The sequence below is a fragment of the Streptosporangium sp. NPDC003464 genome (assembly GCF_053588315.1).
In genome coordinates, this window is the sequence record NZ_JBSFPS010000222.1 from 1 (window position 1) to 17,614 (window position 17,614).

The following is a 17,614-nucleotide window of genomic DNA, read 5'->3' on the forward strand; positions in this document are numbered from 1 at the left end:
CGGGTGGGCGGCGCCGCCCTCGCACATCGTCTGCAGGCCGTACCTGCCGCCGGTCCGCTCCAGCTCGTGCAGGAGAGAGGTCATCAGCCGGGCGCCGGTCGCGCCGAGCGGGTGGCCGAGCGCGATGGCGCCGCCGTTGGGGTTGACCCTGGCGGGGTCGGCGCCGGTCTCCTTCAGCCAGGCCAGCACGACGGAGGCGAACGCCTCGTTGATCTCGACGGCGTCGATGTCGCCGATCGACATGCCCGTCCTGCGCAGCGCGTGCGCGGTGGCGGGGATCGGCGCGGAGAGCATCATGATCGGATCGTCGCCGCGGACGGACAGGTGGTGGACGCGGGCGCGCGGGACCAGGCCGTGGACCCGGACCGCCTCCTCGGAGGCGACGAGCAGGGCGGCGGCGCCGTCGGAGATCTGGGAGGAGACCGCGGCGGTGAGGCGCCCGCCCTCGACCAGGGGCTTGAGCGCGGCCATCTTCTCCAGCGTGGTGTCGCGGCGGGGGCCCTCGTCGACGGCGACATCCTCGTACGGGGCGATCTCGGCGGCGAACCGGCCCTCGTCGACGGCGCGCAGCGCCCGCCGGTGGGACTCGTAGGCGAACTCCTCCATGTCGAGCCGCGACACCTCCCACCGGGAGGCGATCATCTCGGCGCCGCGGAACTGCGACACCTCCTGCCCGCCGTACCGGGACCACCAGCCCTTGGAGCCCGCGAACGGGCTGTCGGAGCCGAGGGCCTGCCCGGCGGTCATGGCGTAGCCGATCGGGACGCGGCTCATGTTCTGCACGCCGCCGGCCACGACCAGGTCGCAGGTGCCCGACAGCACGGCCTGGGCGGCGAAGTGGACCGCCTGCTGGGAGGAGCCGCACTGGCGGTCGACCGTGACGCCGGGCACCTCCTGCGGCAGCCCGGCGGCCAGCCAGCAGGTGCGGGCGATGTCCCCGGCCTGCGGGCCGACGGTGTCCACGCAGCCGAACACGACGTCGTCCACGGCCGAGGGGTCCACCCCGGTGCGCCGGACGAGCTCCCCGAGCACGTGGGCGCCCAGATCGGCGGGGTGGGCGCCGGCCAGGCCGCCGTTCCTGCGACCCACGGGGGTCCGGACCGCGCCGACGATGTACGCCTCAGCCATTGCGTGTCCCTTCGTTGTCCGCAGACGACAAGGGTAGCAAGCGCTTGGTCACATACAAAGACCGGGATGAGCTGGCGCGTTCAGGTGAACAAGCGATTGCGCAAGGGCTCATAATGGAGGTGTGAACACGCGAAAGAACTCCGGCGGCGCGACCACCACCCCAGTCAAGCGCCAGGGCACGACGAAGCGCGCGGCCTCATCCGGCTCCGCCTCCGAACGCCGCGACCACCTCGTCAAGCTCGCCGCCGAGCTTTTCGCCCGCAAGGGCTTCCAGGCGACCACCGTCCGCGAGATCGCGGAGGAGGCGGGCATCCTGTCCGGGAGCCTCTACCACCACTTCGACTCCAAGGAGACGATCGTCGACGAGGTGCTGACCACCTTCCTCGACGACCTCGTCGGCCGCTACCGCGCGGCCCTGGAGCAGGAGGGCGAGCCCCGCGCAATCCTGTCAGAGATGGTGCGCATCGGGTTCAGCACCCTCGAACCGCACCGCGCGGCGATCACCGTCATGCAGAACGACTGGAACTATCTGCGCTCCCTGCCCGGCGACCGGTTCGACTACCTGGTCAAGGCCGAGGACGAGGTCGAGCGCATGTGGGTGGAGCAGATCAAGCGCGGCCAGGCCGTCGGCCAGTTCCGCGCCGACGTGGACCCCAAGCTCACCTACCGCATGATCCGCGACACCATCTGGGTGGCGGTCCGCTGGTTCCGCCCCGGAGGCCGCCTCAACACCACCGGCCTCGCCGAGCACTACATCACGGTCCTGTTCGACGGCCTGGCGACCGGCGAGCGGAGCAGCCACAGCGCGTGACGCGCCCGGCCGGGCAGCGGGCGGTGCGGACGGAGAGTGACGGGCGGGCATGACAGCGCGGGCGGAGCCCGCCCGACGAGCGCGGCGGCCGGCGCGGGACGGGCCGCCCACGGTGCGGACGAGGAGTGGCGAGCGGGCATGGACACCCTGCACGAGGCGGTGCGGCGCGCGTTCACCGAGGTGGCCGACCCGGCCAAGGCGTCGGCGATGCGGGCCTACATGAAGTCGGAGATACCCTTCCTCGGCGTCCAGGCCGGGCCTCGCCGTACGGCGCTGCGGAGGGTCTTCGCCGAGCACCCGATCGAGAGCGCGCCCGAATGGCGCAGGACGGTCCTGTCGCTGTGGCGGGACGCCGAATACCGCGAGGAGCGCTACGCGGCGATCGAGCTGACCGGACACCGGCCGTACCGGAGGTTCCAGACCCTTTACGCGCTCCCCATGTACGAAGAGATGATCGTCACCGGGGCCTGGTGGGACTACGTCGACGAACTGGCCGTCCACCGCGTCGGCGGCCTGCTGTCGGCCTTCCCCGACACGATGCGCCCGCTCATGCTGGAGTGGGCGCACGGCGACGACCTGTGGAAGCGCCGCACGGCCATCCTCTGCCAGAACAGGTTCAGGTCCGCCACCGACGCCGGCCTGCTCTACGCCTGCATCGCGCCGAGCCTGTCCGACATCGACTTCTTCGCCCGCAAGGCGATCGGCTGGGCCCTGCGCGAATACGCCAAGATCGACCCCGACGAGGTCGTCCGTTACGTCGACCACATGGGCATCACCGGCCTGAGCCGCCGCGAGGCCCTGAAGAACCTCCCGGCCCGGTGACCCCGCCGGCGCCTGACCGGCGGGCGGGCCGGGCCCGCCCGCCGGGGCCGGTCACTTGATCGTGTAGGGGTCGCCGTAGACCTTCCAGGACAGCGGGGTGTTCAGGTCGAGGTTGCCCTTGTTGAGGAAGACCCGCTGCGCGGTGTCGACCCGGCTGGTGTCCTCGTGCGCCTCCTCGGCCTTCATGGCGACCTTGCGGGCGTCGAGGAAGGCGTGCAGGTATTTGACCTCGTCGCCGCCCTGCGCGGGCGGCTTGGCCTTCTTGAGGGCGTTCCTGCGGATCGCGCTGAAGCTCTCCGGGTCGCCCCCGTCGCCGTGCATGACGATGGCGTCGTAGTAGGCGAACTGCCCGAGGGCGCGCAGGCCGTCCTGCTTGGCCTGCTGGACCGCCGGGTTGAAGTAGACCCGGTCACGCTCGTCGTTCTGCGCCTGCTGGAAGGCCGTGTCCTTGGCCGCGGCGGCCCAGTCCTTGGGGTAGTTCGGGTCGAGGCCCTTGTGGGAGTCGGTGCCGTTGACCTTGCGCAGGGCGGGCAGGTATTTGGCGAGCACGTTCCCGGGCTTGCGCTCGGCGTAGAGCTCGACGAGGTCGAGCATGTCGCCGGTGCCGGAGCAGAAGCCGATGATCCCGGCGGTGTAGCCGCGCTCGTCGTCGATGTCCTCGATGTACTTGTACTGCGCCTTCCAGTTGAGGGAGGAGTTCTCCGCGCTGGAGACGAGTTGCATGGCGATGTCCTTCTTGCGCGGGTCGGTGAGGTCGACCCCGGCGGCCGCCGGCTCCGGCGAGGACACCGACAGGCGCGGCGCCGGCCCGGCGGCGTGCGCGGGACCCGCGTGGACGGACAGGACCGGGGCGGCGACCACGGCCGTGGTGAGCAGGAGCCGCAGCATCCGGCGGCCGGAGCGCGGATCTGACGAGATGGGCACGTGTCTCTCCAGGGGGACGGTGGAGGAACGACCGGAGGCGAGGAGTCTTCGCCCGCTCGTTAGGAAAGTTTCCTAACGAACTTAACCGCCGATATGCCCCACCCGTCAACCCGTATCCCCTTAATCGCAAAATAGGATCTTCTTAAGCGGAGGTTAACGGGCTACTTGAGCGCCCCCGCCGTCAGGCCCTTCTGGATCTGGCTCTGGAAGATCGTATAGACGATCAGCATGGGGAGGATGGCCATGCTGAGCGCGGCGAACAGGGCCGACCAGTCCGCGTCGTAGCCGGCGGCGGTGGAGATGTCGGCGATGCCCTGCGTGAGCACCCACTTCTCCTTGTCGGCGGGCAGCAGCACCAGCGGCAGCTGGTACTGGTTCCACTGGCCGAGCACGTTGAAGATGGTCACGCTGATGATGCCCGGCCTGGCCATCGGGAGCATGATCTGGAAGAACACCCGGGTGTGCGAGGCCCCGTCCACGAAGGCCGCCTCGGCCACCGCCCCGGGCAGCGTCCTGAAGAACGCCGCGAGGAAGAACACGGTGAACGGCAGCGAGTAGGCGATGTAGACCAGGATCAGCCCGCCGTGGGAGTTGAGGCCGATGAACCGGCCGATCACCGGGACCGCGCCCATGTTCTGCACGACGAAGAACAGCGGGGTCAGCGCCAGGTAGACCGGGAAGGCCAGGCCGGAGACGAACAGCAGGTAGATCGCCCGGTTGCCGCGGAAGCGGTAGCGGGCGAGCACGTAGGCGGCCATCGAGCCGAACAGCATCGTGCCGAAGGTGCCGGCCCCCACGACGACGATGCTGTTGATCATGTACTGGCCCACGTGCGCCTGCTCCCAGGCCCGCGCCCAGTTGTCGAGGCGGGGGGAGGCCGGCAGCGACCAGGCGTCGCCGAAGATCTCGTCCTCGCTCTTCACCGACGCCAGGAACGTCCACAGGATCGGCACCACCACCAGGACCGTCCACACCAGCAGCGCGACGTGCGTCAGGGCCGACAGGGGGCCCAGGCGCCTCCTGCGCTCCTGCCGGGCGTAGGCCCGGCTCCGGGAGATCATCGTCTCTGCCGTGGGAGTCATCGCGTCTGCCACTAGAACTCGATCCGCTCACGCCGCGACAGGCGCAGGGCCAGCGCCGCGAACCCGATGGTGAAGAAGAACAGCACCACGCCCATCGCGGAGGCGTAGCCGAACCTGAAGTACTGGAAGGCGTTGCGGTAGATCTCCGCCGCCATCACGGTCGTGGAGGAGTCGGGCCCGCCGTGTTCGGCCGTCATCACCCACACGACGGCGAAGACGTCGAGCGCGGCGATGCCGAGGTAGACCCAGCCCACCTGGATGGTGTCCCAGAGCAGGGGCAGCGTGATCCGGAAGAACAGCTGCGCTCCCCCGGCGCCGTCGATCGACGCCGCCTCGAACATGTCACGCGGGATGGAGGAGATGCCCGCCGAGAAGAGCACCACGTAGAAGCCGACCGCCTGCCAGACCAGCACGCCCAGCAGCGCCCAGAGCGCGACGTCGGTGTCGGACAGGAAGCCGACCGGCTCGAACCCGAGGGCGATCAGCGGCGCGTTGAGCATCCCGCTCCGGTCGGGCCGGAAGACCTGCTGGAACAGGACCGCGACCACGACGACGGCCAGCACCTGGGGGAAGAAGAACACCACCCGGTAGAACTTCGATCCCCAGACGCCGCCGGTGCCGCCCCGCCCTCCGCTGTTGAGCAGGAAGGCGAACAGGAGCGCGATCCCGATGGTCAGCAGCGGCATCAGGATCAGCAGGATGAGGTTGTGCCCCACCGCCTTCCAGAAGACGTCGTCGTCCAGGAGTCTCCGGAAGTTCTCCAGGCCCACGAACTGCGGATCCGCGCTCACCCCGCGCCAGTTGGTGAACGCGATGTAGAAGGCCTGCGCGTAGGGGGCGATCACGTAGATCACATAGAGCGCCACCGGGATCGCGAGAAACCCGGTGACGAACCGCGTCCTGCCGTAGTTCATCGCCCGCCTACCGTTCCCCTGCTCGCCGCGCGGACCGCCCGCCCCGGACGGGCCGCCGTCCGCCTCTCACCGGCGGCCCGCCTCCCGCGGGCCGCCCGCCGCCGCCGTCGTACGCCACCGCCACCTCTTACCTCTTGAACTTCTTCACCGAGGAGTCGTTCTTGATCGAGTCGGCCTTCTTCTGCGCCCGTTCGATCCACTGGTCGACGGTCAGCTTGCCGTTCATGAACTGCCCGGTCGCCGCGGCCACCTCGTCGTGCATCTCCACGTACCACTTGCGGAACAGGAACCAGACGGCGTTGTCGCCCGCCGCGGCCAGGGCGGCCGAGGCGCTCTTCAGGCCCGGCTTGAGCGTGCGCCCCTCACCCGCGCCCTTGACGACGGTCAGCGTGGAGACCATCTCCATGAACTTGCCGGCGCCCTCCTTGGAGAGCATCGCCCGCATGTACTCCAGGCCCGCCCGGGGGTTGGCCGACTTGGCCGGGACGATGAACTCCTCACCCGGCCGGGCGTGCAGCGTGCCGTACGGCAGGGCGTCGGAGGAGCCGAAGTCCGGCAGCGTGAACATCGCGTAGCCGAAGTCGGCCGGGGTGGAGTCCTTCTGCTCGTTCTCCAGCCAGGAGCCGCAGGGCAGCATGGCGACCTGGCCCTTGTTGTGGGCGGTCTGGGTCTGGACGTGGTCCAGGCCGGCGGTGCCCTGGAGGAGGTATTTGGCGCCGATCTCGGCGAAGGCGGTCGCGGCCTGCTTGACCGGCTCGGCCTGCCAGGCGCCGTCCTCCAGGTTGTCGATGTTCTTCAGCACGTCCTTGCCGCCGATCTTCGCGGCGAGGGTGAGGATGGTCTCGTAGATGTAGAAGGGGTGCTTGCCCGCGTAGGTGAACGGCGCCATCTTGCCGGACTTCTTGATGGTCTCGCAGAGCTGCAGGAACTCCGCCCACGTCTTGGGCGGCTGCCAGCCCTCGGCCTCGAAGAGCTTCTGCGAGTACCAGATGCCCCAGACGGTGCTGGCGTAGTTCAGGACGTACGGCTTGCCGTCGTAGCTGCCCAGCTCGATCGCGGCCGGGTCGATCGTGTCGCGCACCTTGACGGCGGGGTCGTCCCAGCTCGGCGCGTCGTACAGGGGCGTGAGGTCGGCGAGCTGGCCGTCCTGGACCAGGGCCCCGAAGTCCATCGCGTTGGCGCCCGAGTTGTTGACGAACTCCGGCGGGTTGCCGCCGGCGAAGCGCGGCTGGAGGGTCTTGGCGATCTCCTTGGTCGTGTTGTGCTTGATCTCCAGCTTGGGGAACTTGCCCTTGACCAGCGGCTCGTGGACGTCCTTGGCATAGGCGTCGCCAAAGCCGCCGTCGAAGATCCAGATCTCCAGGGGGCTGGTCTCGACGAGGCCGAGCGGGTTGGCCGCGCTGGTGGCCCCGGCGGCCGGCGCCGCCGGTGAGGCGCCGCCGGGGCCCGCGGGACTGGCGCACGCCGACAGCACCGGCAGGGCGATCCCTGCCAGGGCCGCGCTGCGCAGAAGCTCACGCCGGGACAGGTTGGTCATGCTTCCTCCTGCAGGGGGGTGGTCAGGCACCTCGCCGGATCCTTCCGGCATAGCGGTTCTCAAGATCCCGGCCCGGTCCCGCTGCTCGTGCCCGGCGAGCAGGCCGGTGAGCTTCGCCCAGCCGGTCGTGTCCTCGCCGCCGATGTCGATGGAGACGTGGTGCAGGCGGCCGAGGAAGCGCTGCCAGGTCTCCAGGTCGTCCACCGGCACCGAGCCCCGTACCTCGGCGTCCACCTTGCCGCGGAAGTCGGCGTCGTCGAGCCCGCCGCGGGACATCGCGATGATGCGGGTCTCGGGGGAGAGGCGTCCGTCGCGGTCGCAGTGGTAGAGGGCGGGGAGCAGCTTCCGCATGGAGAGGTCACCTGTGCCGCCGAAGACGATCAGGTCGGCGGATTGCGGGTTCTCTGACATGGGGGGTGCTCCGTAGTGATCTACCGAAATTGGGGATAGATCGGACACTAGCCACATCTTGCGCTCCACACAAGCGGAGTTTTGTAATTCGAGATGAGAAAGTTGGAAGTTTTCATTCCCTAAGTGGGTGTGATTCACTTAGCCGATGTCCCGACGTCCGGCTGCCGCGCTCGCCACCAGCGGTGAGGTGCTCCGCCTCATCCGCACCGGTGAGGCTGTCACGCGCGCGGACATAGGGCGTGTCACCGGCCTGTCCCGGCCCGCCGTCTCCCTGCGTGTCACCGAGCTGCTGGAGCGCGGCCTCGTCGTGGAGGACAGCGAGGGCCCCTCCACCGGAGGCAGACCGCCCACACGACTGGTCTTCAACGCCTCCGGTGGCGTCGTGCTGGTCGCCTCGCTGGGCGCGAGCCGCGCGCAGATCGCCGTCTGTGACCTCGCCGGGCATGAGCTGGAGGGCAGGGGACTGGCCGTCGACGTGGAGGAGGGTCCGGACGTCGTCCTCCCCCTGGTCATGGACACCTGGAGCGAGCTGCTCGGCGACCGGCCGATGTCCCAGGTGCGCGGCGTCGGCCTGGGCGTCCCCGCCACGGTCGAGTTCGCGGCGGGCCGCACCGAGAGCGCCCGCATCATGGCGAGCTGGACCGGCGTCGCCATCCCGCCCATCATCGCCGAGCGCTTCCCCGCCCCCGTCTTCCTCGACAACGACGTCAACGTCATCGCGATCGGCGAGCACCGCGCGGTCTACGCGGGCCAGGCCGACGACCTGCTGTTCGTCAAGGTCTCCACCCGGATCGGCTCCGGCGTCATCGCGGGTGGCGAGATCCTGCGCGGCGCGCTGGGCGCGGCCGGGGAGATCGGGCACATCCCGGTCCGCGACGGCGGGGGAGTGCTGTGCCGCTGCGGCAACATCGACTGCGTCGACTCGGTGGCCAGCGGCACCGCGATCCTGCGCGACCTGCGCGCCCGCGGGCACCAGGTGGAGACCCTGGCCGACGTGGTGGGCCTGGTGCGGGCGGGCGACGCCGAGACCATGACCGTGGTCCGCAACGCCGCCCGGATGCTGGGCGAGGTCGTGGCCAGCGCGGTCAACCTGCTCAACCCCGCCGTGGTCGTCCTCGGCGGCGACGTGGCCGAGACCTTCCAGCCCATGGTGTCCGGCGTGCGCGAGGTCGTCCACCGCCGCTCGACCGCCCTGTCCACCCGCAACCTGCGGATCGAACGCAGCCGTCTCGGCCCCGGCGCGGGCATCGTCGGCTGCGCCCACATGGTCCTCGACCACATCCTCTCGCCCGAGGCCGTCGACTCCCTCTCCTGACCCGCGCCGGTGCCCCGGTCCGTCCGTGATCCGGGGCCGCCCGGGGTCGGGCCGCCGCGCTCCCGGGGCGGGCGCGGCCGGCCACGCCGGGACGCGGCCCCGCCTGGGCGGGCCTGCCGGGGCGGGCCTGTCGGGGCGCCGCCCCGGTGGCTCAGCCCGCTTCCGTGGTGGTGCCCGGTCTCCGTGACTGGCGGTGGACCGCGAGGGCGATGTCGACGATCGCGATCACCGCCAGCACGGCCATGGCGATCGTCAGCCACTTGAGGCCGGCCACGAGACCGAGCACGCCGATGGCGATGATCGCTATCAGGGCGAACGATCCCATGCGGATGTGGACCACATCCCGCGGCGTCGCGCGGACCATGGGCTTACCGGTCGCGGATGTCTCCTCCGGCTGTCCTTCGAACGTCATTGTCCCCTCCTTCGATCAGACGCACCCTGTACCCGGATGCCTCCTTGTCATGTCTCTTGTGGTCCGTCATGTGCCTGGTGCACTCTCAGTGCCTCCATGAGTCCTTCGGGATCGGAGACGGTGAGAGTTGCACCGGGATGGGGCAGCAGGCCGCCGGGCAGGAGCGCGGGGACCGGGGTGTGGAAGCGGACGCAGACGCCGCGCCTGGGGTTGGTCCCGAAGGTCACCCCCCGGTCGGCCAGCGAAAGGTGCGGTCCGATGACCTTCCACATCGAGTAGGGGCCGGTCAGAGTGGCGTCGGCGATATTGGACACCGGCGTGCGCAGCAGCCAGTGCCCGAAACGGACCGTGAGCGTGCCGTTCTCGACGAGGACGGAGGCCCGCTCCGGGGTCACGCCGAGCAGCCGGAGGGGCGCCCGCCACGCCGGCTCGATCGCGAAGTCGAAACGCGGCACCGCTCAGCGCTCCCACGGAGCGGTCTCGCCCATCTTGGCGTAGTACTTGGCCAGGTGGGACTTGATCCGGCCGATGTCCTCCTCCGGCACGTCGACCCCGCCCCGCGCGCCCTGCACGACCGCCGCGGCGGCCATGACGGCACGCGGCACCGCCTTGAGCTCGCCGTCGACCACATCGGCGATCGGCAGCTTGTAGCTCTCGAAGTTGTCAGCGTTGTCGCCGTCGTACCAGACGTGCGCGTCACGGTATTTCGCACTGGGCTCCTCCTCGGCCCCCGCCCACTTGCGGACGTGTTTGTCAGCCGCGTCGCCGTCCCAGTGCCGATCCCGGTCGGCGAGAGGCAGATCCTGAAATCGCGTCACCGTCATGGTCCTGCTCCTTTCTCCAGAGGTCCCGTACCCGGCTGCACGGCTCCATGCCAGGTGGGCGGCATATTTAGGCTTTTGTCGGGGAGAGGGGGTGGCATGACCGATGACCACGAAGTGGAAGTGAGTGAGAAGGCGGCCGGAGGCGTCCCCCCGCAGGAGAGCGCCGTGTCTGCGGACACGCGTGTGGACGACGGGAACTCCGTGACCGCGGAGGCGGGGCGGATGGGCGGCGCGGGTCCCGCGCCCGCGGAAGGCGACGGGGGCGGGGATCCGGCGCCTGCGGCTCCGCGGGGCATCGACGGTGAGAGCCGGGTCGTGGCGGAGAGGTCGGGGGCCGACACCTCCTTCCCCGAGCGCCCGCTCCTGGCCGATCCCGACGACGCCCGCCGTCCCCCGGGCGGCGGCGAGGAGCCCGGCCCGGCCGTCGGCGCCGGCGAGAAGTCCGGCGGACGCGCCCCAGAGCCCGAAGTCGGCCCGGCCTCCTGACCGGCCCCTGGGCGCGGTCCCCGCGCCCGCTTCCGCCTCGGAGCCTCCGGCGGAGCACGGGAGCTTCCGACAGAATGCGGGAGCCTCAGGAGAGCGCGGGAGCCTCCAGGGGCGCGGGAGCCTCCGGCAGAATGGGGAGCCTCTGGAGAGCGCGGGAGTCTCCGGAAAGCGCGCGGCGGAGGCCCCGGAAGCCGGGGTCTCCGCCGAAGGAGCGCTGGGATTCAGCTCTTGAAAGCGTCCTTGACCTTCTTCATGCCCTCCTTCGCCTTCTCCCCCGCCTGCTTGAGGTGGCTCTCGGACTGGTCGGCCCTGCCCTCGGCCTCCAGACGCTCGTCACCGGTGGCGCGGCCGGCGCCCTCCTTGATCTTGCCGCCGAGTTCCTCGGCCTTGTTGGAGATCTTGTCGTCGGCACCCATGGTGCGATTCCTCCCCTTAAGTGAAGTTTCCCTCCACGCAGTGATACCTACTTTCCGAGGCGGCGCCGGATAAACATGTCCGGTGCAAGCGGCGGCGGCCCCGCCGTACGGGCCCGTGGGGGCGGGCGGTCGCCGGGCGGCGTGTCCGCGGCCCCGCCACTCCTGATATAAATAATGAACAGTCATTATTTAATTGGGGTGGGACGTGGCGGGGAGACCTCGCACGATCAGGGAAGAGGACATCATGGCCGCGGTCGCGGCGGCCGTGGGGAGCGCCGGGCCGGCCCGGCTGACGCTGGCGGACGTGGCCAGGGCCGCCGGGGTGTCGACGGGGGCGCTCGTCCAGCGCTACGGCAGCAAGCGCGGCCTGTTGCTCGGGTTCGTCCGGTGGGAGCTGTCCCGGGATTCTTCCGTGCGGCCGATGCGCGCGGCGTTCGAGTCCGCCCCGGACCCCGTCGAGGGGCTGATCCGGGCGGTGGTGCGCAGCGTCGGCCATGAGGCGGAGCCGGCGGAGTTCGCCAACAACCTGGCCTTCCTTCACCTGGAGCTGGCCGACGAGGAGTTCCGCGCGCTCCTGGGCGAGCACATCCGCGGTGTCCGGGCCGAGCTGCACGGCTACCTGGAGGCCGCCGTGGCGAGCGGCCACCTGGCGGGCACCGCCGATCTCGGCGCGCTCGCCGCGGCCGCCGACTCCATCCGCAACGGCACCCAGCTCGCCTGGGCGATGGACCGGTCGGGGCCGCTCGCCGAGGCGCTCCGCCGGGACCTGCGGACCCTGCTCGACCCCTACCGCGTCATCAAGGAGGAACAGTGAGTGGTGGACAGGTGGCCCTGGTGGCCGGAGCGACCCGGGGCGGCGGACGGGGGATCGCGGTCCAGCTCGGCGCCGCCGGCGCGACCGTCTACGTCACCGGCCGCACGACCGCGACCTCCCGGTCGCCGATGAACCGGCCCGAGACCATCGAGGAGACCGCGGAGCTGGTGACCGCGGCCGGCGGGCGCGGCATCGCCGTACAGGTCGACCACCTCGCGGAGGAGCAGGTGCGCGACCTGGTCGCCAGGATCGGCGCCGAGCAGGACGGCCGCCTGGACGTCCTGGTCAACAACGTCTGGGGCGGCGACCCGCTGACCGTGTGGGACAGGCCCCTGTGGGAGCAGCCGCTCCAGGACGGCCTGCGGCTGCAGCGCCAGGCCGTGCACACCCACATCATCACCAGCTGGCACGCGCTGCCGCTGATGGTCGCCCGGGGCCGGGGTCTGGTCGTGGAGGTCACCGACGGGCTGGCCGACCACGGCTACCGGGGCACCTTCTTCTACGACCTGGTCAAGTCCAGCGTGATCCGGATCGCCCAGGCGCAGGCCGCCGACCTGAAGCCGTACGGCGTGACGGCACTCGCCCTCACCCCGGGCTTCCTCCGCTCGGAGGCGATGCTCGACCACTTCGGGGTGACCGAGGCCACCTGGCGCGACGGGGTCGCCAAGGACCCCTACTTCGCCATGTCGGAGACCCCCGCCTACCTGGGCCGCGCGGTCGCCGCCCTGGCCGCCGACCCCGACGTGCACCGCTGGAACGGCAGGTCGCTGGCCACCTGGGAGCTGGTCAAGGAGTACGGCTTCACCGACGCCGACGGCTCCCGCCCCGACTGGGGCCGCTACTTCGCCGACTCCCGGCGCGGTACGGCGGGCGACCCGCAGGACTACCGGTAGTCACGCGTGCCGCCGGCGCGGAGCGGTGGGCCGGTGGCGGTGCCCTGTCGGCTACCGTGGACCAATGATCAGAAAGGTCTCGTTGCCGGACGGCTGGGAGCCGAAGGTCCGCGACGCGCTCAGCGGTGTACTGCCCGAGGTGGGGAACGCCTCGCTCCGGCCCCTCGGGGCCGGGCTGGACAACGTGACGCTGCTCCTGGACGGGCAGATCGTCCTGCGGCTGCCGAAGAACGCCGACGGGGCCGAGAGCGTCGAGCGGGAGGCCCGGCTGCTCCCCGAGCTCGCGCTCGACCTGGCCATCCCCCGGTTCCTGTTCACCGCGCCCAACCCGCTCGGGCCCGGCTCCTTCTGCGGATACCGCCTGGTCCCCGGCGAGGTGCTCGCCCCGGAGCAGTGGCACGCGCGCGGGCTGGTCGACCGTCCGGGGCCGGTGGGGCAGGTCGCCGCGGCGCTCGACGCCGTCCACGCCTTCCCGGTGGAGACGGCAGAGGACCTCGGCGTGCCGGTGTGGGACCTGCGGGAGGACTTCGCCGACGACCTGGACCCGATCCGCCAGGAGGTGCTGCCCCGGCTGGAGACGATGGAGGGCCGGGCGCTGCTCGTGGCCTGGGAGGGCTATCTGGAGGACGACGCCAACTTCGCCTACCGGCCCACGCTGACCCACGGCGACGTGAGCCTGGACCACCTGCTGGTCACCGGGGAGGAGATCACCGGGCTCATCGACTTCGGCGACACCGCGATCGCCGACCCCGACTACGACCTGTCCTACCTGTGGGCCGAGGCGGGGCCGGAGTTCGTCTGCCGGGTGCAGGCCCACCGGGACCTGCCGTACAGCCGGCGGCTGGTGGGCAAGCTCGACTTCTGGGCCCTGGCCGAGCCGGCGCTGGACGTCGTGCACGGCCTGGAGATCGACGAGCCCGAGCTGGTCGACGAGGCGCTGGGCACGCTCCGCGCCCGGCTCGCCGGCGGAACCCGATGGGGCCCCGGCGGCGAGTAGGCGAGAGGCGGTACGGCGTGCGGCGATCCGGCGCTCGGCGAGCGCCGGGGAGCGGCGCCCGGCCGGATCCGATCCATGCGCAGGGTGCTTGATCCGTCACTCCAAGTGTTTGTACTCTAAGTAACTGGAGAGATACTTTACGTAAGTATTGCGGATCGAGGGTCGGAGCCCGGCCGTCCGGTGGCTCCGGGCCCGGTGGGTGCGACGTGGATCGAAGGGGATGCCATGCTCGGAAAGCGGATCGCGGCCCTGTCAGACCTCGGGTGAGCGGCGTGCGGGGACCGGAGACCGGCCGTCGGGGATGGGTCCGAATACGCGGATCACGCAGCGGCGGGGCGGCGCGGGCGGGCGGATCGCGCAGCGGCGGGGCGGCGCGGATCCCGGCGCGGTGGAGGCGGCGGAGGGCGGGTGCGGGGGCGGCCGCGAAGGTCCTGCTGGTGTCGGTTCTGGCGCTGGGCGGGGCGCAGGCGGCGCACGGCCACGCCGGGCCGGGCGTGTCGGTGTGCTCGGTGCCCGGTCTGGTCTCCCACCGCGGTTACTGGGACGGGACCGTGGAGAACACGCTCGGGGCCTTCGAGCAGGCGCTCGACGAGGGCTCGCCGAGCATCGAGCTCGACGTGCGGTTCACCAGGGACCATCATCCGGTGCTGATGCACGACGACCTGGTCGACCGGACCACCACGGGCACGGGCCGGGTCGCCGACATGACGCTGGCGCAGTTCCGCGAGCTCCGCACCGCCGACGGCCAGCGCCCGCCGACGCTGTCGGAGACCCTGGAGCTGCTCCGGGGAGGTGTCGAGGAGCTGCTGGTCGAGCTCAAGGAGGTCCCCGACGCCCGGGACCTGCGCTCGCTGCAGGACACCTACCGCCACTCCGACGCCTACGGATGGGCGAGCCTGATGTCGTTCTCCACGGCGGCCATGGAGGCGGTCAAGTCCGTGCCCGCCCGCAAGGGCCTGCTGTCGAACACCGCGCCGCGGCTCTCACTCGCCCGGAAGTTCTCCTATGTCGGGGTCAGGCACGACAGTCTCACCTCCGCGCTGGCCCGCGAATACCTGAAGTACGGCGTGGCCGTCTACGCCTGGACGCCCAACGACGAGGATGCGTGGCGACGCCTGGCGGACTACGGAGTCGACCGCGTCATCACCGACGAGACGCCCGCCTACCTGGAGTGGGCCCACGAGACCTGCCTGCCGTGACGTGCCCCATGGGGGCGCGCGCGAGGGCCGGGACGCGCCGGCCCGCCCGGGCGGTGCGTCTAGGCTGACTCCCTGATGACGAGTTCGGTGGGCAGCGTCACCGAGGCGGTGGATCCGCCGGCCAGCATGAGCATGACCTGCTTGCCCGCCGCCTCGAACTCACGGCTGGCCGCGCGGACGACCGTGGAGAACATGGGGTCGTCGGAGAGGAGCCCCGCCGGAGGGTCGGAGACGATCACGACGACGGAGTCGGTGCGGCGGGTCACCAGGCTGCGGGCCGCCGGGTTGGGGACGTAGCCCAGGTCGTTCACCGCCCGCATCACCAGGTCGCGGATGTCGGATGCGACGGTGGTCCGGCCGTTCACCACCCGTGAGACGGTGGACTTGGACACGCCGGCCCGGGTGGCGACGGCCTCCAGGGCTGGTCGTCTCATCTGGCTCTCCCGCGGTCCGTTCCGCTGGGCGGCTTCCCGCCGTCCGTTCCGCGGGGCGCTTTCATGCTGCCAGAGCGCGCCGTTCCGTGGAGAGGCGGCCGCGAGGTTCCGCCGCCGTCGCGATCGAGATCCCCGCACCGCGAGGTGACCCCCAGACGGCCGGTCCGGTCGGCGTGATGGGCCCGGCGGTCGATCAGCAGATCACCGGAGGCAACGCGGCCTGCTCGCCGGGCTTCCCCGAGACCCAATTTCTGATCATGTAGTGAGCGCTCTCAACAGGAGGGGCTCCGGCCCCGCTGCCCGTCAACTTTTGGGCGGATCGAGAATCCTGTCGCCCCGTAACCGGGAGAGGACAAGGGAGAAGTGGAGCGGCTCCCGTCCGGCGTCGCGGCCGCGCTCCGGGCCTCGGAGGCATGGGGGCCCGGAGCGCGGCCCGCGGCGGATGCGGATCAGTACGGCGGGCCGGCACGGTGACGGATCAGGACAGGAGGCTCTCTCCTATCCAGCCGTCGGCGGAGCAGCCCGGTGGGATGGCGAAGACCGCCGAGCCGATGGGGGTCGTCCACTCGTTGAGCAGGTCGGCCTCGGCCAGGCGCTTCTGGACGGGGAGGAACTGCCGGTTGATGTCGGCCTGGTAGGAGGCGAACAGCAGTCCGGAGTCGGCGTGCCCCTCGGGGGTGAGGCCCGCGTCGTAGTTGTAGACCCGGCGCAGGATCCGCATGCCGGGGTCGGTGACGTGGGCGCGGCGGATGTGGGCGTACTCGGAGATGACGGGGAAACCGAGGGCGTTGAGCCGGGCGAAGTCCGGCTCGTCGCGCTCGGCGCGCCCGGTGAGCGGGGCGCCGGTGTCCAGGCGGCGGCCGATGGTGAACTCCTTGGCCACCCGGTCGGCGGCGTCCCAGGTCTCCAGCTCCATGCGGATGCGCCGCAGCACCAGTGTGGTGCCGCCGCGCAGCCACTCGGGGCCCTGGCTGACCCACACGGCCCGGTCGAAGTCGGGCGTGCCCGGCTGGGGGTTGACGGTCCCGTCGAGCTGGCCCATGAGGTTGCGCTGGGTCGTGCCGGGGGCCAGGGTCTGCGGGCCGCGCCGGAAGCCCCGCTGGGTCCAGCGCACCCGGGCGAAGGAACGGGCGTCCTTGACCGTCATGCGCAGGGCGTGGGCGAGGGTGACCGGGTCGTCGGCGCAGATCTGCAGCAGCAGGTCCGCACCGGTCCACCGCTTGTCCAGCTTGTCGATCACGAACTCCGGCAGGGGCGCCACCGACTCCGGCCGCCGCTCCTCCACTCCGGCCGCGGTGAACAGGCCGGGGCCGAAGCCGAAGGTGACGGTCAGCCGGGAGGGGGCGGAGGCCAGCTCCGGCTCGGTGTCGGCCAGGGCGGGCCGGCCCTGGGTCAGGCGGCGGGCGTCGTCGGTGAGCAGGTGCATCATCCGCACGACGGCCTCGCGGCCGGTGCCGGGCAGCAGGTCCAGGCCGACGAACGCGGCGTGGGCCTGGGGGGCGGTGGCGATCCCGGCCTGGTGGGCGCCGTGGAAGGACTCCACCGCCGAGCCGATGACGGCCGGGGCCGCCTGCGGGAGGGCCGCCGCGGCGGCCCGGCCGGGGGAGACGGCCTGCTCGGGGGCGCACGCCGCGAGGGCGCCGGCCGCTGCGGCGGCGCCCCCGGCGAGCAGGCCCCTGCGAGTCAACTGGGGGTCTCGCATGATCCTGTGTCCGTTTGCTCTGCGTCCGTCAGCCGTGGTCCTTGCCCATGTCCATGTCGGGCTGGTAGTCCTCCTTGCCGCCGGCGAAGTCCTTGCCGACCGCGGTGAACTCCAGGGTCTCGCCACCCTTGAGAGTGAGGGTGAAGGGGATCTGCGCGCCGGGCTTCACCTCTTCGGTGACGCCCATCAGCATGATGTGGTCACCGCCCGGCTGGAGCTGGTGCGTGCCCCGCGCGGGGATCACGAACCCGCCCTCCTTGGGCCGCATGACCATCTTTCCCTTGGAGTCGACCACCTCGTGCAGTTCGACCTTCGGCGACAGCGGCGAGGTCACGGAGACGACGGTCACCTCGACGTCGGTGTTGTTGACCAGGGTGCCGAAGGCGGCGCTCATCCCCTTCTTGGTGGTCTTCACCCACGGGTCGGTGATCGCCAGGGGCGGGGCGGCCTCGGCGGCGGCGCCGGTGGCGGCCGGGCTCGCGGCGGGCGCGGC

The 17,614-nt window shown here is 71.2% G+C and carries 20 protein-coding genes; 8 read left to right on the forward strand and 12 right to left on the reverse strand.

Features of this window, described 5'->3' with window-relative positions; all coding sequences use genetic code 11:
* The coding region (locus ACWDS7_RS35790; RefSeq protein WP_451932867.1) for an acetyl-CoA C-acetyltransferase at nt 1-1,128 on the reverse strand (1,128 nt) is incomplete at its 3' end.
* Between the two features lie 121 nt (nt 1,129-1,249).
* Between ACWDS7_RS35790 and ACWDS7_RS35795 the strand changes: the two genes are divergently transcribed.
* Both ACWDS7_RS35795 and ACWDS7_RS35800 read left to right on the forward strand, forming a co-directional pair.
* Nucleotides 1,250-1,939: a TetR/AcrR family transcriptional regulator gene (locus ACWDS7_RS35795; protein WP_306856828.1), complete on the forward strand. Its 690-nt coding sequence runs from the start codon at nt 1,250-1,252 to the stop codon at nt 1,937-1,939.
* A gap of 138 nt (nt 1,940-2,077) precedes the next feature.
* Nucleotides 2,078-2,761, forward strand: a complete 684-nt coding sequence (locus ACWDS7_RS35800) for a DNA alkylation repair protein (RefSeq protein ID WP_451932868.1) — start codon at nt 2,078-2,080, stop codon at nt 2,759-2,761.
* Nucleotides 2,762-2,812: 51 nt separating this feature from the next.
* Here the strand turns inward: ACWDS7_RS35800 and ACWDS7_RS35805 are convergent, their stop codons facing one another.
* The 4 genes from ACWDS7_RS35805 to ngcE form a co-directional block, all read right to left on the reverse strand.
* On the reverse strand, nt 2,813-3,685 hold the full coding sequence (locus tag ACWDS7_RS35805; protein ID WP_451932869.1) for a chitosanase: 873 nt from the start codon (nt 3,683-3,685) through the stop codon (nt 2,813-2,815).
* Nucleotides 3,686-3,846: 161 nt separating this feature from the next.
* The gene (locus ACWDS7_RS35810) at nt 3,847-4,767 is read right to left on the reverse strand and encodes a carbohydrate ABC transporter permease (RefSeq protein ID WP_451932870.1); all 921 of its coding nucleotides are present in this window, start codon (nt 4,765-4,767) and stop codon (nt 3,847-3,849) included.
* An 11-nt stretch (nt 4,768-4,778) separates the two neighbouring features.
* Complete coding sequence (locus ACWDS7_RS35815; RefSeq protein ID WP_451932871.1) at nt 4,779-5,681, reverse strand: carbohydrate ABC transporter permease; 903 nt, start codon at nt 5,679-5,681, stop codon at nt 4,779-4,781.
* 127 nt (nt 5,682-5,808) lie between these two features.
* Nucleotides 5,809-7,629: an N-acetylglucosamine/diacetylchitobiose ABC transporter substrate-binding protein gene (gene ngcE, locus ACWDS7_RS35820; RefSeq protein ID WP_451932872.1), complete on the reverse strand. Its 1,821-nt coding sequence runs from the start codon at nt 7,627-7,629 to the stop codon at nt 5,809-5,811.
* 145 nt (nt 7,630-7,774) lie between these two features.
* Between ngcE and ACWDS7_RS35825 the strand changes: the two genes are divergently transcribed.
* Nucleotides 7,775-8,944: an ROK family protein gene (locus ACWDS7_RS35825; protein ID WP_451932873.1), complete on the forward strand. Its 1,170-nt coding sequence runs from the start codon at nt 7,775-7,777 to the stop codon at nt 8,942-8,944.
* Nucleotides 8,945-9,095: 151 nt separating this feature from the next.
* On the opposite strand, the gene ACWDS7_RS35830 is transcribed toward ACWDS7_RS35825, so the two are convergent.
* The 3 genes from ACWDS7_RS35830 to ACWDS7_RS35840 are packed head-to-tail and all read right to left on the reverse strand — an operon-like array spanning nt 9,096 to nt 10,180.
* Nucleotides 9,096-9,356: a hypothetical protein gene (locus ACWDS7_RS35830; RefSeq protein WP_451932874.1), complete on the reverse strand. Its 261-nt coding sequence runs from the start codon at nt 9,354-9,356 to the stop codon at nt 9,096-9,098.
* 47 nt (nt 9,357-9,403) lie between these two features.
* Nucleotides 9,404-9,811, reverse strand: coding sequence for a hypothetical protein (locus tag ACWDS7_RS35835; protein ID WP_306858345.1), 408 nt, complete (start codon nt 9,809-9,811; stop codon nt 9,404-9,406).
* A gap of 3 nt (nt 9,812-9,814) precedes the next feature.
* The gene (locus ACWDS7_RS35840; protein WP_451932875.1) at nt 9,815-10,180 is read right to left on the reverse strand and encodes a hypothetical protein; all 366 of its coding nucleotides are present in this window, start codon (nt 10,178-10,180) and stop codon (nt 9,815-9,817) included.
* A 165-nt stretch (nt 10,181-10,345) separates the two neighbouring features.
* On the opposite strand from ACWDS7_RS35840, the gene ACWDS7_RS35845 reads away from it, so the two are divergent.
* Complete coding sequence (locus ACWDS7_RS35845; protein WP_451932876.1) at nt 10,346-10,666, forward strand: hypothetical protein; 321 nt, start codon at nt 10,346-10,348, stop codon at nt 10,664-10,666.
* Nucleotides 10,667-10,887: 221 nt separating this feature from the next.
* Here ACWDS7_RS35845 and ACWDS7_RS35850 read toward each other — a convergent pair whose 3' ends face one another.
* Nucleotides 10,888-11,082, reverse strand: coding sequence for a CsbD family protein (locus tag ACWDS7_RS35850; RefSeq protein ID WP_451932877.1), 195 nt, complete (start codon nt 11,080-11,082; stop codon nt 10,888-10,890).
* 244 nt (nt 11,083-11,326) lie between these two features.
* Between ACWDS7_RS35850 and ACWDS7_RS35855 the strand changes: the two genes are divergently transcribed.
* From ACWDS7_RS35855 to ACWDS7_RS35870, 4 genes are all read left to right on the forward strand, one after another.
* The gene (locus ACWDS7_RS35855; protein ID WP_306858350.1) at nt 11,327-11,896 is read left to right on the forward strand and encodes a TetR family transcriptional regulator; all 570 of its coding nucleotides are present in this window, start codon (nt 11,327-11,329) and stop codon (nt 11,894-11,896) included.
* Nucleotides 11,893-12,789 carry an SDR family oxidoreductase gene (locus ACWDS7_RS35860; RefSeq protein WP_451932878.1) on the forward strand — a complete coding sequence of 299 codons (897 nt, stop codon included), beginning with the start codon at nt 11,893-11,895 and terminating at the stop codon, nt 12,787-12,789. The genes ACWDS7_RS35855 and ACWDS7_RS35860 overlap by 4 nt, the downstream gene beginning before the upstream one ends.
* Nucleotides 12,790-12,853: 64 nt before the next feature.
* Entirely contained in the window at nt 12,854-13,786 is a 933-nt protein-coding gene (locus ACWDS7_RS35865; protein ID WP_451932879.1) for a phosphotransferase, read from the forward strand.
* 437 nt (nt 13,787-14,223) lie between these two features.
* Complete coding sequence (locus ACWDS7_RS35870) at nt 14,224-14,985, forward strand: glycerophosphodiester phosphodiesterase (protein WP_451932880.1); 762 nt, start codon at nt 14,224-14,226, stop codon at nt 14,983-14,985.
* 59 nt (nt 14,986-15,044) lie between these two features.
* Here ACWDS7_RS35870 and ACWDS7_RS35875 read toward each other — a convergent pair whose 3' ends face one another.
* The 3 genes from ACWDS7_RS35875 to ACWDS7_RS35885 all read right to left on the reverse strand — a co-directional run.
* The gene (locus tag ACWDS7_RS35875; protein WP_451932881.1) at nt 15,045-15,419 is read right to left on the reverse strand and encodes a LacI family DNA-binding transcriptional regulator; all 375 of its coding nucleotides are present in this window, start codon (nt 15,417-15,419) and stop codon (nt 15,045-15,047) included.
* A 478-nt stretch (nt 15,420-15,897) separates the two neighbouring features.
* Nucleotides 15,898-17,121, reverse strand: a complete 1,224-nt coding sequence (locus ACWDS7_RS35880) for a Dyp-type peroxidase (RefSeq protein ID WP_306858358.1) — start codon at nt 17,119-17,121, stop codon at nt 15,898-15,900.
* A gap of 28 nt (nt 17,122-17,149) precedes the next feature.
* A partial coding sequence (locus ACWDS7_RS35885; RefSeq protein WP_451932882.1) for a copper chaperone PCu(A)C occupies nt 17,150-17,614 on the reverse strand: 465 nt, incomplete at its 5' end.